This window comes from Cupriavidus numazuensis, from assembly GCF_905397435.1.
Taxonomy (GTDB): domain Bacteria; phylum Pseudomonadota; class Gammaproteobacteria; order Burkholderiales; family Burkholderiaceae; genus Cupriavidus; species Cupriavidus numazuensis.
The window spans coordinates 60,634-75,649 of the sequence record NZ_CAJPVI010000036.1; the positions used below are offsets into that span (position 1 = coordinate 60,634).

Genomic DNA, 15,016 nt, shown 5'->3' on the forward strand with positions numbered 1-15,016 from the left:
GACTACATTTTGTAGCCGAACTTCCTCAGCAACTCGCGTCGTTCGCTGACATCCGCATCGGTCTCGATGCCGAGCGGCGACGCGCCATCCACGACACCCATCACGCCGCGGCCGCCATCGGTCTGCGCGACGATGACCTCGGTCGGGTTGGCCGTGGCGCAGTAGATCCGGCAGACCTCGGGCACGGCACGCACTGCGCCAAGCACATTGACGGGAAAGAATCCGTCACCAAGGAAAATGAAGAAGGAGTGCCCCGCGCCGACCGCGCGGGCATTCTCGCAGGCCAGGTCGATCAGTGCTTCGTCGGTGCCTGACCAGCGGACCAATCGCTTGCCCGACGCTTCGCAGAACGCCAGCCCGAAGCGGATGCCGGGCACGGTGCCCACCAGCGCCTCATGCAGGTCCTCCACGGTCTTGATGAAGTGCGACTGGCCGAAGATGAAGTTGGTCGCTTCCGGCTTGGTGACCGGTACCGACAGGAGTTCCATGGCGGGCCTCCATGTGTGGGCGGCGACGGCCGCGGTGGCCGTCCTCGCCGTTCATGGTAGGCCGTGCGGCACCGAATGCAAGCCGGCGCCGTTCGGGCTGCTGGCGCTCAGCCGCGCTTGAGCAGCGGCGCGAGATACTTGCCCGTAAAGCTTGCCTTACTCTTCGCCACGTCCTCGGGCGTCCCGCGGGCAATCACCTGACCGCCGCCAGCACCGCCCTCCGGCCCCATGTCGATCAGCCAGTCCGCTGTCTTGATCACATCAAGGTTGTGCTCGATGATTACCACCGTATTGCCCTGGTCGCGCAGCTTGTGGATGACCTTGAGCAGCAGCTCGATGTCGTGGAAGTGCAGGCCCGTAGTCGGTTCGTCGAGGATGTAGAGCGTGCGGCCGGTGTCGCGCTTCGACAGTTCGAGCGACAGCTTCACGCGCTGTGCCTCGCCGCCCGACAGCGTGGTCGCCGACTGGCCAAGGCGGATATAACCGAGGCCCACATCGAGCAGCGTCTGCAGCTTGCGGCGCACCACCGGCACCGCGCTGAAGAACTCATGCGACTGCTCGACGGTCAGGTCCAGCACTTCGGAGATGTTCTTGCCCTTGTACAGGACTTCGAGCGTCTCGCGGTTGTAGCGCTTGCCGTGGCAGACGTCGCAAGGCACGTAGACGTCGGGCAGGAAGTGCATCTCGACCTTGAGCACGCCGTCGCCCTGGCAGGACTCGCAGCGCCCGCCCTTGACGTTGAACGAGAAGCGGCCCGGATCGTAGCCGCGTTCCTTGGCCGACGGCACGCCCGCGAACAGCTCGCGGATCGGCGTGAACAGGCCCGTGTACGTGGCGGGGTTCGAGCGCGGCGTGCGGCCGATCGGGCTCTGGTCGACGTTGATGACCTTGTCGAAATGCTCGAGCCCCTCGATGCGGTCGTGCGCGGCCGGCTCCGGCGTGGAGCCGTACAAGTGACGCGCCACCGCGTGGTAGAGCGTGTCGTTGATCAGCGTGGACTTGCCCGAGCCCGATACGCCGGTGATGCAGGTCAGCAGCCCGACCGGGACCTCCGCCGTGACGTTGCGCAGGTTGTTGCCGCTTGCATTGACGATGCGCAGCAAGCGCTCATCGTCCGGCGCGGCGCGCTTGCCCGGCACTTCGATGCGACGCTGGCCGGAGAGGTACTGCCCCGTCAGCGACGCCGGCGAGTCTTCGATCTGGCGCGGCGTGCCTTCCGCCACGATCATGCCGCCGTGCACACCGGCGCCCGGGCCGATGTCGACCACGTAGTCGCTCGCGCGGATCATGTCTTCGTCATGCTCGACGACCAGCACCGAGTTGCCGATGTCGCGCAGGTGCTTGAGCGTGCCGATCAGGCGATCGTTGTCGCGCTGGTGCAGGCCGATCGACGGCTCGTCGAGCACGTACATCACGCCCGTCAGGCCCGAACCGATCTGCGAGGCCAGCCGGATGCGCTGCGCCTCGCCGCCCGACAGCGTATCGGCGCTGCGTTCGAGCGACAGGTAATCGAGCCCGACATTGTTCAGGAAGTTCAGCCGCGCGGTGATTTCCTTGATGATCTTGTCGCCGATCTCGCGCTTGGCGCCGTGCATGTCGAGCGTCAGAAAATACGTCAGCGTGTCGCGCAGTGGCCAGCCGTTGATCTCGAAGATCGCACGAGCCTGGTCGTCTTCGCCGATCTTGACGTGGCGTGCCTCGGTGCGCAGGCGCGTGCCCTGGCAGGCGGGGCAGGGCTGGTTGTTCTGGTACTTGGCGAGTTCCTCGCGCACGGCCACGGAATCGGTCTCGCGGTAGCGGCGTTCGAGGTTCGGGATGATCCCTTCGAACACGTGCTCGCGCACCGTGGTGCGGCCGCGTTCGTTCATATAGGTGAACGGAATCTCGACTTCGCCCGAGCCGTGCAGCACCACTTGCTGCACGTTGGCCGGCAGGTCTTCGAACGCGGTGTCGGTGTCGAAATCGTAGAAGGCTGCCAGGCTCTGCAGCATCTGGAAGTAGAACTGGTTGCGCCGGTCCCAGCCCTTGATCGCGCCGGAGGCCAGCGACAGGTTCGGGAAGGCCACTACGCGTTTCGGGTCGAAGAACGTGATCTGGCCCAGGCCGTCGCAGCTCGGGCAGGCGCCCATCGGGTTGTTGAACGAGAACAGGCGCGGCTCGAGTTCCTGCAGCGAGTACGAGCAGATCGGGCACGCGAAGCGCGAGCTGAACATGTGCTCCTTGCCGCTGTCGAGTTCCAGCGCGACGGCGCGGCCGTCGGCCAGGCGCAGCGCGGTCTCGAACGATTCGGCCAGGCGCTGCTTGATGTCCGCGCGTACCTTGACGCGGTCGACCACGACTTCGATGGTGTGCTTTTCCGTCTTCTTCAGCTTGGGCAGCGCATCGACTTCATAGACTTTCGCCTCGGCTTCATGCGCGGTGCCGCCACCCGAGCGGATGCGGAATCGCACGAAGCCCTGCGCCTGCATGGTGTCGAACAGGTCGGAGTGCTCGCCCTTGCGGTCGGCCACCACCGGCGCCAGGATCATCAGCTTGGTGTCTTCGGGCAGTGCCAGCGCGGCGTCCACCATTTGCGAGACGCTCTGCGCCTGCAGCGGCAGGTTGTGGTCGGGGCAGTAGGGCGTGCCGGCGCGCGCGTACAGCAGGCGCAGGTAGTCGTGGATCTCGGTCACCGTGCCGACGGTCGAGCGCGGGTTGTGGCTGGTGGCCTTCTGCTCGATCGAGATGGCCGGCGAGAGGCCCTCGATCAGGTCCACGTCCGGCTTTTCCATCAGTTGCAGGAACTGGCGCGCGTAGGCCGACAGCGACTCAACGTACCGGCGCTGGCCTTCCGCATAGAGGGTATCGAACGCCAGCGACGACTTGCCCGAGCCCGACAGGCCCGTGATCACGATCAGCCGGTTGCGCGGCAGGTCGAGATTGATGTTCTTCAGGTTGTGGGTGCGCGCCCCACGGATCTTGATTTCTTCCATATGCCGAAAAGTCGTCGCCGGACAGGCCGCCGGTCGGCGCGAGGCGCATGGACAGGTCGGTCTAACGGAAATCCCAAACTGAAATGCAGTGCTTCATGCGCCATCCCTGAAACCGCAAGGCCGGGCCAGGTGACCCGGAAAGCGCGAAGAAGCAAACCTGTTAATATACCGAACTTCGGTTTCCCGGGTTGCCTGCGCTAGGCGCGCACTGAAGCAAACCGGGCCAAAGGGCCGATTGCCGCGCTTGCCTGGTCGCCCGGGATGGCAACTTCCGCCCCGGATGCCGATCGAAACAGCCATTGCCGTCTGCGCCGGCAGCCCGCCTGACCCATTCCACGATCGCCATGTCGCCGATCCCGTCTTCTTCCCCAGATGCAGCCGTTGCCGGCGAATCCAAGACCGTGCCGCAACGCGAGCGCATGACGCGCACCGAGTTGCGAGCGAGCCTCTCGCTGGCCAGCATTTTTGCGCTGCGCATGCTGGGCTTGTTCCTGATCCTGCCAGTCTTCGCCGAGTACGCGCGCGCGCTGCCAGACGGCCATGACGCCCAGCGCGTCGGCCTGGCCATGGGCATCTACGGCCTGATGCAGGCTTTCCTGCACATCCCGCTCGGGTGGCTGTCGGACCGCATTGGCCGCAAGCCGGTCATGGTGGCCGGCCTGCTGCTGTTCGTAGCCGGCGGCCTGGTGGCCGCGTTCTCCGATACGCTGGTGGGCATCACCGTGGGCCGCGCGTTGCAGGGCACCGGCGCGATCTCCGCTGCCATCACCGCGTGCATCGCAGATCTCACGCGCGAGCGCCATCGCACCAAGGCCATGGCCATGGTCGGCGGCAGCATCGGCCTGACTTTCGCGCTGTCGCTGGTGATTGCCTCGCCGCTGCTGCATGCGATCGGCATGCCGGGCATCTTCGCGCTGATGTCGGTACTGGGCCTGGTGGCAATCGGCGTGACGCTGTTCGTGGTGCCTAGCCCGCCGCCGCCGCATCCGGTGCGGCTGCCATTCCGCCAGGTGCTGCTCAATCCCGACCTGATCCGCCTGAATGTCGGCGTGCTCGCGCTGCACGCCTCGCAGGTCGCCATGTTCATGGTGGTGCCGGCCATGCTGTCCGACGCTGGCATGCCGCTGGACCAGCACTGGAAGGTCTACCTGCCGGTGGTGCTGGTGTCGTTCGTACTGATGCTCGGGCCGATGATGGCCGCGGAACGCTATGGCCGTGTGCGCCCCGTGCTGCTCGGTGCCGTGGGCCTGATGACGGCTGTGCAGCTGCTGTTTGCCGCCGTGCACGGGCTGTGGCCCATCGTTGGCGTGCTTCTGCTTTTCTTCGTGGCCTTCAACGTGCTGGAGGCCATGCAGCCTTCGCTGGTCTCGCGCTACGCTGCCGCTTCGCGCGGCGCGGCGCTCGGCGTGTACAACACCACGCAGGCGATGGGCCTGTTCCTTGGTGGCGTGGTGGGCGGCTGGCTGCTCAAGCACGAAGGCAGGAGCGCCGTATTTGTCGGATGCGCGGTGGTACTTCTGGTCTGGCTTATAATCGCCTGGAGCATGAAACCGCCGCCGGCCAGGGGGCAATCCAGTGCACAGGCCACGGCCTGACGCGGTGCCACCCGCATCACTTCGCAACAGTTCCCGGCCGAATATGCCCTAGCATGACCGCGCTTCCCGACTTGTCTGCCGGGGGCGCGTTATTCGTTTACGTTGTCGCTTTTGCAGTCGTCGCCCCATGCGGTAGCCGCACCTGCAGCAATCTGGTTCAAACTACCTACTTACTGAGCAATGCCACGCTTTTCAGTGCAGCGCGTGGCTTTTGGAGAACATTCACATGGCATCCATCAACAAAGTCATTCTCGTCGGCAATCTGGGCGCGGACCCGGAAACCCGCTACATGCCCAGCGGCGACGCCGTGACCAACCTGCGCCTGGCGACCACCGACCGCTACAAGGACAAGCAGTCCGGCGAGATGAAGGAAGCCACCGAGTGGCATCGCGTCGCCATGTTTGGCAAGCTGGCCGAAATTGCCGCCCAGTACCTGCGCAAGGGCTCGTCGGTCTATATCGAAGGTAAGATCCGCACCCGCAAGTGGCAGGATCAGAGCGGCCAGGACAAGTACAGCACCGAAATCGTCGCGGACCAGATGCAGATGCTGGGTGCACGCCAAGGCGCCGGCGGTGGCGGTGATGAAGGCGGCTACGGCGGTGGCGGCGGCGGTGGTGGTGGCTACAACCGCGAATCGTCGGGTGGCGGTTATGGCGGTGGCCGTGGCCAAGGTGGTGGCGGTGGTGGCGGCCAGCAAGGTGGTGCACGCCGTCAACAGCAGGCGCCGTCGAACGGGTTTGAGGATATGGATGACGATATTCCGTTCTGAAGTTGTCGGACGGATATCTGCAGGGAAGGACCCCGCCTGGTGCGGGGTTTTTCTTTTTGTGCGCCTCGCAGGGGCGCACTCTTCCCGACAATTTGCCGGCGGGTCGTATGAATCGGCGCCGCGCACCGGCTCCCTTGACGCTAACGCCAGTTGTGCCCCAATATTGGGGATCAATTGGAGTGGCTGCCATGCACACCTTCACCATCCGCGAACTTCGCGAACGCTCCGGCGACCTCAGTCGAGAGGCTGAAGAAGGGCGGCTTTCGCTCGTTACGCGGCACGGCCAACCGCTGTTCGTCAGCGTCCCCTTTACCGATGACCTGCTTCATATGGGCGTCCACACGGCCCTGGCCGTCAGCCTGTACAAGAGCGGAGAACTCACCTCCGCGCGCGCGGCCAAGCTGGCGCGGATGAGCCTGCCGCAATTCCTGGCCCACCTGAGCGAGCAGGGAATCCCAGTCGTGGATTACGATCGCTCTGAGTTGGCGCAGGAGCTCGCCGCCTTCGATGGAGCCCAATGAGCCGGCCCGTCGTTGTCTCAGATTCCGGGCCGTTGATCGCTTTAGCCGGTTGTGGCCATTTGGCGTTGCTGGCCGCGGTATTTGACGTGGTTCATGTTCCGCAGGTGGTACTAGACGAAACGACGGCCGATCGCTCACGTCGGGGCGCTGCCGAGATCGTTGCGTTTGTGCACGCCCATGCGAAAGTACATCCCAGCCGCGACGATGCCATCTACACCGCTGCCGCGAGCTATCTCGATGACGGTGAAGCGCAGGCGCTGAGCCTGGCTCATGCGTTGGGGTGCGGCGTGCTGATGGACGAACGCCGTGGTCGCCAGGCCGCAATGCGCCAGGGGTTGCCGTTGTTCGGCGTGTTGGGCGTACTGCTGCAAGCCAAGCGCATCGGCAAGATCGTTCGCATCGCTCCGGCGCTTGATCAGATGCAGTTGAACGGCTACCGCATTTCAGAGGCGCTGATCGACGAAACCTTGAGGCTCGCGAGGGAGGGAGGCTGACGAGCCATTTTGTTCAGCTATCCCCTCCGCGCAAAAGGCAAAAAAGACAAAAGCCCCCCGCGATCTCGCAGGGGGCTTGCAAAACTACCGAACTTCCAGCTTACGGCCGACCCACCGAAATGTTGTAGAACACATTGCTCGGGTTGACGCTGATGGCCACGCTGATGCCGGAGTTGGCCAGGTTCATCGACACCGCTTCGTTGATGCCCGTTGACGGTGCGCGATAACGCAGGCCTACAGAAGGCACGCTGTTCTGCCACGTATCGATGCGGCCTGCGGCGTTCTGGCGCGTATAGGTGTTCGCCGCCGTATCGACTGCCGTCACGGTGTGCGAGCCGTCCACGATATCGGTCACGCCGCTCGCGTTCAGCGTGGCATCCCAATAGCTGCTGACGGACCCGACAGCCGGAAGCGCGAAGGCCTTCGGCCGCGTCGCGAGCATGAAGCCGGCGCCGTGCACGATGACGATCGCCAGTTGGCCATCGACGCCCTTGAAGGCGAATGCGCGGGCCGTTCCCGACGGGTCGGTGATATTGAAGCCACCGTCGGCATTCGTCGCTGCCGAAGGCAGTTCGGCAGCCGGCCACTGGTCGCAGCTGCTCAGGCTGCAATCCGCGCCGCTGGTGAACTTGCCCGTGCTGTCCATGCTGAACTTGACCAGGCCCGTGCCGTAGGGCGAGCTAGTGTCGTCGCGTTCGAAAGCGAGTGCGTTCCAGTCGCCTGCGAGTTCGCTCAGGGGGATGGTCTGGTCGGGGATCACGAGGCTCGACGCACCGGCACGGCGCTCGAGTGCAATGCCCGACTTCGAGACCAGCATCCGCGCGTTGTCATTGCCGAAGCGGCAGGCCTGGCTGTCGTTCGCCTGGAATTGCTCGACTGCGCTCGTGGAATAATTTGTGCGCGTCAGCTTGACCGCATCGACCGTGAAACGCTGGACGGTATTGCCGGTGAGATCGACCTTCTGGACCTTGCCGCTACGGAACGACGCACACGTTGCCGAAGCGGGTTGCAGGATGGTCTGCACGCCGCTGGCCGAGCCAGTGTTGGACGCCACCGCGCTCGACAGATCGGCGATGGAGGTTTGCGATGCCTTCAGCGTTTCGCCAAGGGTGTCGAGCTTCTGGTCAAGCGCGTTGCCCGGCGTATTGCCGTGCGCGGCAACCAGGGTGTCCTTGAGCGGGTCGATGCCGCCCAGGTCGATCGTGCCGGTCAGGATCAGCTTGACGTTGTCGAGTGCCGTGGAGACGCCGTCGGTGGTCAGCTTCGCCTGGGCCTGCTCGTCGAAGCTGGCAAAGAATTCTTCGGTGCTCTTGCCGGCGATCGAGGCGGTGATCAGCTCGGTCAGCGGCGTGATGTTGGCCGTTGCGGTGTTGCCGGAGCCGGCTTCGACTACCGAATGGAGGGTGGTGCCGTCAGGCGTGGAGACGCTCAGTACGCACGGGCGCTTCGCGTTCGGGATGTCGATCGCGAACGTACCGTCGGCAGCCGTGGTGGCGGTGCCGCTGCCCGAGGCGCACTTGGCCTGGACGGTGGCGTTGGCGAGCGCTGCGCCCACTGCTGCCGTGCCTGCGATCTTGGTGGTGGGAGTCGCGGGCGCAGGCGTGGATGACTGAGAGTCGGAGCCGCCGCCGCAGGCGCTCAGTGCAGCCGCGGCAAGCGCGGACACAAGCAGTTTGGTCTTCATGATTATTTTCTTCCCCCCGTTGTAGGAACGCTGTGTACTGATGCTTCGGCCGGAACATATCAATCCGTGATGGAAGCGGGGGCGATACTACAAATTTTCGAAATGCAGGTCGTCACCAATTTTGGTGATAGACATCCGATACATTTGCGCCGATACAACGGTGTAATGCTGCTATTCGCGCAGCGCGCAGAACAAGCGCGGGCGAAACCCTTCTTAAGCAGGGGAGGCGTAAACCTTTGCTCACCGCAACGACGGAGGCCGGGAGGGGCTCGCTTCAGCCCTTCTGCCCCAGCCCTTCCACCATCCGCCGCACCGTCGTTGCAAAGAACCGCACGGGTACCGCGCGCGGCGCGCCGCGCTTCCAGAGCAGGCCGGGCGTGCGTTGTGGCGTGGGACTTTCCAGCGGGATGAAACGCAGGCCCGCGTCGCAAGTCTCGGCGCTTTCACCGATCACTGCGGCAATATCGGTACGCCGCACGAGCTCCAGCATCGGGGCAATCGAATTGAGTTCGGCGATGACTTGCGGCTCCGCGCCCGCAGCGCGGAAGCATTCATCCAGCAACTGGCGCGTGGCCAGGTACGGCGGCAGCAGCACCATGCGCAGTCCGTGCAGCTCGATCATGCGTGCGCGGCGGCGGCCCGCCATCGGGTGGCGGTCGTTGACCACCAGCTTCAGTTCTTCGTTGTAGAGCGGCTCGAAGAACAGCGCGTCGGTCTGCGTGGGCCGGTATGACACGCCGAGATCCAGCGTGCCATCGGCGACGCGCGCCGTGATGTCGGCTGCGCCGAGCTCTTCGACGATGACGCGGACCGAAGGGTAACGGCCAAGGAACGACGCCACGCACTGGGGGATGAGCTGGATGTTGAAGCTCTGCGTCGCACCGACGCGCACTTCGCCGACCAGCAGATCCTGCTCATCGCGCACGGCGTGGATGGCGCGGTCCACCTGCCTCAGCGCTGGCGCAATGTGGAGCAGCAGCGTTTCGCCAGCCTCCGTCATCGAAACGCGTTTGCCGATGCGATCGAACAGCGGGTGGCCGAGTTCTTCCTCGAGCTGGCGGATCTGGTGGGAAAGCGTCGATTGCGTAACATGCACGCGCTCGGCCGCGCGCGTGAAGTTCAGTGTCTCGGCCAGCGCTTCGAAGTAGCGGAGGTGTCGGAGTTCCATGGGGCGCAGACCCCGCGCAGTCGCCGGGGAGATCGGGGGATGTCCGCATCATACATAGATGCCATCGATCGTTTGAAGCGAAATTCATCATCACCATCTGTAGTCCGGCGACCCTAGACTTGTTCCATAAACCAAGGAGACAGGCATCGCCATGAAGATCGGCAAGGAAACCATTCCCCACACGGGCATCAGCACGTCCAACACCGAAACCATCGTGGTCCGCGGCGCGGACCTGTGCCAGGACCTGATCGGCAAGCTCAGCTTTACCGAGTATTTCTATTTCCTCGTCACGGGCAAGCGCCCCGACGCCGCCGCGACGAAGGTGGTGGACGCTACGCTCGTGGCCATTGCGGAGCACGGGCTCGTGCCCAGCGTGCAGGCCAGCCGCATGACGCTGGCCGCTGCACCGGACGCGCTGCAGGGCGCGGTCGCGGCGGGCATCCTTGGTTGCGGGTCGGTGATCCTCGGGGCATCGGAGACTGCGGGCGTGATGCTGAGCGAGGTACGCGAACGCATGGTGGGTGACGAGACCATCGAGCAGGCAGCCAGAGCTGTGGTCACCGCCTGGCGCGAGGCGCGCCGCCCGATTCCCGGCTATGGCCATCCGCTGCACAAGGCGCGCGATCCGCGCGTGGCGGCGCTGTTCAGCGTGGCGCGCGAAGCGGGCGCCGATACGACCTATATCGAGATTGCCGATGCGGTGGAAGCCGTGATTCCCGGCATCGTCGGCAAGAACCTGAGCCTCAATGTCTCGGCGGCGATCCCCGCCGTGCTGCTTGGCGTCGGCTTCCCGCTCAATGCGCTCAAGGGCGTGCCGATCCTGGCGCGTACCGGCGGTCTGATCGCGCACCTGAGCGAGGAACTGCGCCAGTCGATCGGCTTCGCGCTGTCGTACCAGGCGACGCGCGAGGTCACCTACACCGGCGAAGTCCCCGCGGGCTTCGACCCCAAGGCCTGATGCGCCGCAGGAGCCTGCCATGATCAAAGTCCTGCAAGGCGTAAAGGTGCTCGAACAAGGCACCTTCATCACGGGGCCGGCAGCGGGCATGCTGCTGGGCGACCTCGGCGCCGACGTCATCAAGATCGAGCAACCGGGGACCGGTGACCCGTTTCGCGCGTTCAAGGGCGGCCTGTATAGTCCGCACTTCCAGACCTACAACCGCAACAAGCGCAGCATCACGCTCAATACGAAGCATGCCGACGACCTGGCCGTGTTCGATGAGCTCGTGCGCGAGGCCGACGTCTATATCCAGAACTTCCGCCCCGGTGCCGCGGAACGCATGGGCGCTGGCGAAGCGCGGCTGCGCGAGATCAATCCGCGCCTGATCTACTGTGCCATCAGCGGCTTCGGTGCCACCGGACCGGCGGCTTCACGCCCGAGCTACGACACCGTGGCGCAGGCGGCCAGTGGTTTCCTGAACCTGCTCGTCAATCCGGCCAATCCGCGTGTGGTGGGCCCCGCGATTGCCGATTCCATGACAGGCTTCTACGCAGCATACGGCATCCTCGGTGCGCTGCATGAGCGCAACCGCACCGGCGTGGGCCGCAAGGTCGAGGTGTCGATGCTCGAGGCGATGAGCCACTTCAATCTCGACGCCTTCACGCATTACTATTCGGCCGGCGAAGTCATGGGCCCATACAGCCGCCCGAGCGTTTCGCAGTCGTACGTACTGGAATGCGCCGATGGCAAATGGATTGCCCTGCATATGTCGTCGCCAGAGAAATTCTGGCAGGGGCTGGCCAACGCCATCGAACGGCCGGACCTGTTCAAGGATGCACGCTTTGCCACGCGCGAGACGCGCATCGACAACCAGGAAACGCTGATCGACCTGCTCGGCGAGTTGTTCCGCCAGCGGCCGCGCGCGCAATGGTGCGAGCGGCTCGAAGCGGAAGACGTGCCGCATGCGCCGATGTACGACACGAGCGAGGCGCTGGAAGATCCGCAGGCGCAGCACCTGCAACTGCTGGTCACTGCGCAGCACCCTACGCTCGGCGAGTTCAAGACCGTGCGCAGTCCGGTGTCGTTCGACGGCGAGCGCGCGCTCGATGTCGTCGCGCCGCCGCTGCTGGGCGAGCATGACGCGCAGGTACGCAATGAAGTCCGCGCCAGGCTGGCGCAAACGGAAAGCCCGGCTCAGACCGGAGCTTGATCATCTGATCATCCGCAAAGGAGGAGACATGAAATCAATGCTGGCGGCCGTGACCGCCCTGGCAGTCCTTTCCATCACGGCAGGCACCGTTCGTGCCGACGATTATCCGTCCAGGCCGGTGCGGCTCGTCGTGCCGTTCGGCGGGGGCACGTCCACGGACCTTACCGCGCGCATCATCGGCGAAGCCATGAGCAAGAGGCTTGGCCAGCCGATCGTCGTCGAGAACCGCGCAGGCGCCGGCGGCGCGATCGGCACCGACTACGTCGCCAAGTCGAAGGCGGACGGCTACACGCTGACGATGGGCACCGTCGGCACGCTCGCCATCAACAAGGCGCTCTACCGCAAGCTGTCTTATGACCCGGCCAAGGACTTTTCGTATCTCGGCATCCCGGGCTACACGCCGACGTTGCTCGTGGTGCGAAACGATGCGCCATACAAGACGCTGGCCGAGCTGATCGCGTACGCCAAGGCGCATCCGGACAAGCTGTCGTTCGGCTCGGCCGGCAATGGCACGTCGGGCCACCTGGCCGGCGAACTGCTCAAGTCGATGGCCGGCGTCAGCATGACGCACGTGCCGTTCAAGGAGGGCGGCCAGGCGTTGACTGCGGTGCTGGGTGGGCAGGTCGACTTCATGTTCTATCACCCGGTTGCGGTGCTGCCCTATCTGAAGGGTCACAAGCTGCGCGCACTCGCGGCCAGCAGCCAGCGCCGTTCAGTGGCGGCGCCGGACGTGCCGACCGTCGCAGAGTCGGGCTATCCGGGGTTTGATTTGACCGCATGGTTCATGCTTGCAGGCCCTGCCGGTCTTGATGCGCCCGCCCGGACCCGGCTGGTGCAGACCATGCAGGCGGTATTGCAGGATCCGGCCGTACAGAAGCAGCTTGCCGCGCAGGGGCTTGAGGCCGCTGCCGTGGAGACGTCGCAGTTGCCGGCGTTCGTGAATGGCGAGATGCAGAAGTGGACTGCGGTGGTGAAGCAGTCGAATGCGCAGGTGGATTGATGTAGGGGTGGGGGAGGGTTATCGCTCTTGGCAGGCGCTGCTGTTTCGCCGGCGTAGCCGGCGAGTCACTTTTGTCCGAGCGACAAAAGTAACCAAAAACGCGTTTTGGTTGCCCCAAAGGGGCGAATTTTTATCGTAGTGTGCCAGGGGTGTTGTACGGGTATGGGCTTCAGAGTGGATTTCCGCTGCCTGCCGCGTGGGGCACGACCGTGGTCAGAATTACAGCGCTGATTGAACGAGCCCTGCAAGCGTCTGTGGACCCTGCTGCGAGCGATATCGTGTGATCGCCTTCGGCTGCGCTGCGCGCAGGGCCCTAGTCTGAGCACACAGGCCCAGGGCAAACCACGCCTCGGTGAAGACGCCCGCGCATGCATGCGCGTAGAGCAAAAAAACGAACCTCGGACGTCAGCGACGTTGATGCGCTTGCCTCCAGACGACGACGCGCGCGCAGCGCAGCCGAAGGCGTCCCACCACTGATCTGATTGGAACGCTGTACCCGAGTCCGTCTTGGGGATCGTCCAAACGCCGTACCGCGCCAGGCACAGGTTCTGACTCACATGGCGTAGCAGGGTCGAACGGCCGACCACCATCGCAGGCGTCCAAAGCCGTTCGAACCACTGCCGCCGTGGAATTGATGGCCAGCGGCAACGACGCGCTTTTTGGTTACTTTTTGTCGCTCGGACAAAAAGTGACTCGCCGGCTACGCCGGCGAAACAGCCGCGCCAGCGAAGAGCGACACCCCCAATCCCAACCACAAAACCCCCGTCGGCTACGCCGGCGAAACAGCGGCGCATGCCAAGCCCGACAACCCACCCCAAGCCCTATCCCACATTTATTTGACAGTATCTCAAATACCCCCTAAATTATTGACACGGTCCCATTTAAAACGAACCCCAGGAGACACCGTGACCGATCAAGAAAAGCCCCCCATCACCGCAGGCATGCGAGGCGCCTCATGGGACGCCCGCCTGATGGATCGCCCCTACCAGATGGTCCCCTACGCGCTGGGCACCGCCGACGGCCAACGCACGCTTGGCTTTCTGTTCACGATGACCGGCAAGGAGAAGACGGTCGTCTCCCTCATGCATCCGCGCGAGATGGCGATCACGCATTACCTCGTGCCGTTCGTGCTCGATGCAGGCTGTGCCTGCTGGGTACAGGGCCCGCGTTCGATCGGCAATGACCTGCGCCTCGAGCATGAGATTGCGCTGTTCGACGTCGCCGCCGGCATGTCGCATCTGCGCGATCTCGGCTACGAGAAGATCGTGATGCTCGGCAACTCCGGTGGCGCCGGCCTCTACACGTTCTACAACCAGCAAGCATTGACGCCGCGCGAGATGCGCATTGCCCGCACGCCCGGCGGCCGGCCGACGAATCTTGGTGAGCTGCATATGCCAGAGGTCGACGGCTTCATCCTCGTGTCGCCGCATCCGGGACAAGGCAAGCTGCTGATGAGCGGGATCGACCCCTCGGTCATCGACGAAGATGATCCGATGCAGACCGACCCATCGCTCGATCCGTTCTCCAGCGCCAATGGCTTCGATGCAGAAACCGGCAAGGGCCGCTACGCCCCCGACTTCATCGCCCGCTACCGCGAAGCGCAGGCCGCGCGTGTGGCCCGGATCGATACAACTGCCAAAGCGATGCTGCGTGCGAAGCATGAGGCTAGGGCAAGGTGCAAGGCGGGTACCGTCAGCGATGCCGACCGCCGCACCGCCGCGCATGCGCCGATCTTCCAGGTCTGGCGCACCGACGCCGACCTGCGTTCGTGGGACATCACGCTGGACCCTTCGGACCGCAAGACCGGATCGCTGTGGGGCAAGGACCCGTTCACGTCGAACTGGGGCAGCGTCGGCTTCGGCCGCACGGTGACGCCGGAGTCGTGGCTGTCGACGTGGTCCGGGCTGTCTTCCAACGCGGCACTGGACAAGACGCTCCACGCCTTGCACCAGCCGACGCTGCTGATCGAATACACAGGCGACCAGTGCACGTTTCCGGCCGACATCAGAGAGATCTACGAGCAGATCCCCGCGTCCAATAAGCGCCACATCCGCGTGCGCGGCAATCACCACGGCATGGCCCTCAGCCGTGAGGAAGAACCGGGACAGCAAGTTGCCGGCCGCCATATCGTCGCGTGGCTGCGCGAGACGATGGCCTGAGCGGGCAATCCCCGGA

At 64.5% G+C, this 15,016-nt stretch carries 12 protein-coding genes; 8 read left to right on the forward strand and 4 right to left on the reverse strand.

Going from position 1 to position 15,016, the window contains the following annotated elements; translation table 11 throughout:
* Positions 1-2: 2 nt before the first annotated feature.
* Complete coding sequence (locus KHO41_RS25830; protein ID WP_211956098.1) at positions 3-488, reverse strand: adenosine-specific kinase; 486 nt, start codon at positions 486-488, stop codon at positions 3-5.
* A 107-nt stretch (positions 489-595) separates the two neighbouring features.
* Positions 596-3,460: an excinuclease ABC subunit UvrA gene (uvrA, locus tag KHO41_RS25835; protein WP_211956099.1), complete on the reverse strand. Its 2,865-nt coding sequence runs from the start codon at positions 3,458-3,460 to the stop codon at positions 596-598.
* 344 nt (positions 3,461-3,804) lie between these two features.
* On the opposite strand from uvrA, the gene KHO41_RS25840 reads away from it, so the two are divergent.
* From KHO41_RS25840 to KHO41_RS25855, 4 genes are all read left to right on the forward strand, one after another.
* Positions 3,805-5,055: an MFS transporter gene (locus KHO41_RS25840; protein ID WP_211956129.1), complete on the forward strand. Its 1,251-nt coding sequence runs from the start codon at positions 3,805-3,807 to the stop codon at positions 5,053-5,055.
* Positions 5,056-5,281: 226 nt separating this feature from the next.
* A complete protein-coding gene (locus KHO41_RS25845) occupies positions 5,282-5,824 on the forward strand; it encodes a single-stranded DNA-binding protein (RefSeq protein WP_211956100.1) in 543 nt (180 codons plus the stop codon).
* Positions 5,825-6,012: 188 nt separating this feature from the next.
* Positions 6,013-6,345 (forward strand): UPF0175 family protein, encoded by a 333-nt coding sequence (locus KHO41_RS25850; protein ID WP_211956101.1) that lies wholly within the window; start codon positions 6,013-6,015, stop codon positions 6,343-6,345.
* Positions 6,342-6,839, forward strand: a complete 498-nt coding sequence (locus tag KHO41_RS25855) for a DUF3368 domain-containing protein (protein ID WP_211956102.1) — start codon at positions 6,342-6,344, stop codon at positions 6,837-6,839. The genes KHO41_RS25850 and KHO41_RS25855 overlap by 4 nt, the downstream gene beginning before the upstream one ends.
* 100 nt (positions 6,840-6,939) lie before the next feature.
* Here the strand turns inward: KHO41_RS25855 and KHO41_RS25860 are convergent, their stop codons facing one another.
* Together KHO41_RS25860 and KHO41_RS25865 are read right to left on the reverse strand one after the other, a co-directional pair.
* Positions 6,940-8,523, reverse strand: a complete 1,584-nt coding sequence (locus tag KHO41_RS25860) for a hypothetical protein (protein WP_211956103.1) — start codon at positions 8,521-8,523, stop codon at positions 6,940-6,942.
* Between the two features lie 274 nt (positions 8,524-8,797).
* Positions 8,798-9,691, reverse strand: a complete 894-nt coding sequence (locus KHO41_RS25865; RefSeq protein WP_211956104.1) for a LysR substrate-binding domain-containing protein — start codon at positions 9,689-9,691, stop codon at positions 8,798-8,800.
* Between the two features lie 151 nt (positions 9,692-9,842).
* Between KHO41_RS25865 and KHO41_RS25870 the strand changes: the two genes are divergently transcribed.
* The 4 genes from KHO41_RS25870 to KHO41_RS25885 all read left to right on the forward strand — a co-directional run bounded on the left by KHO41_RS25870 (position 9,843) and on the right by KHO41_RS25885 (position 15,000).
* Positions 9,843-10,649: a citryl-CoA lyase gene (locus KHO41_RS25870; protein ID WP_211956105.1), complete on the forward strand. Its 807-nt coding sequence runs from the start codon at positions 9,843-9,845 to the stop codon at positions 10,647-10,649.
* Between the two features lie 19 nt (positions 10,650-10,668).
* The gene (locus KHO41_RS25875; protein ID WP_211956106.1) at positions 10,669-11,841 is read left to right on the forward strand and encodes a CaiB/BaiF CoA transferase family protein; all 1,173 of its coding nucleotides are present in this window, start codon (positions 10,669-10,671) and stop codon (positions 11,839-11,841) included.
* A gap of 28 nt (positions 11,842-11,869) precedes the next feature.
* Positions 11,870-12,841: a Bug family tripartite tricarboxylate transporter substrate binding protein gene (locus KHO41_RS25880; protein WP_211956107.1), complete on the forward strand. Its 972-nt coding sequence runs from the start codon at positions 11,870-11,872 to the stop codon at positions 12,839-12,841.
* Positions 12,842-13,812: 971 nt separating this feature from the next.
* Positions 13,813-15,000, forward strand: a complete 1,188-nt coding sequence (locus KHO41_RS25885) for an alpha/beta hydrolase (RefSeq protein ID WP_211956130.1) — start codon at positions 13,813-13,815, stop codon at positions 14,998-15,000.
* Positions 15,001-15,016: the final 16 nt, after the last annotated feature.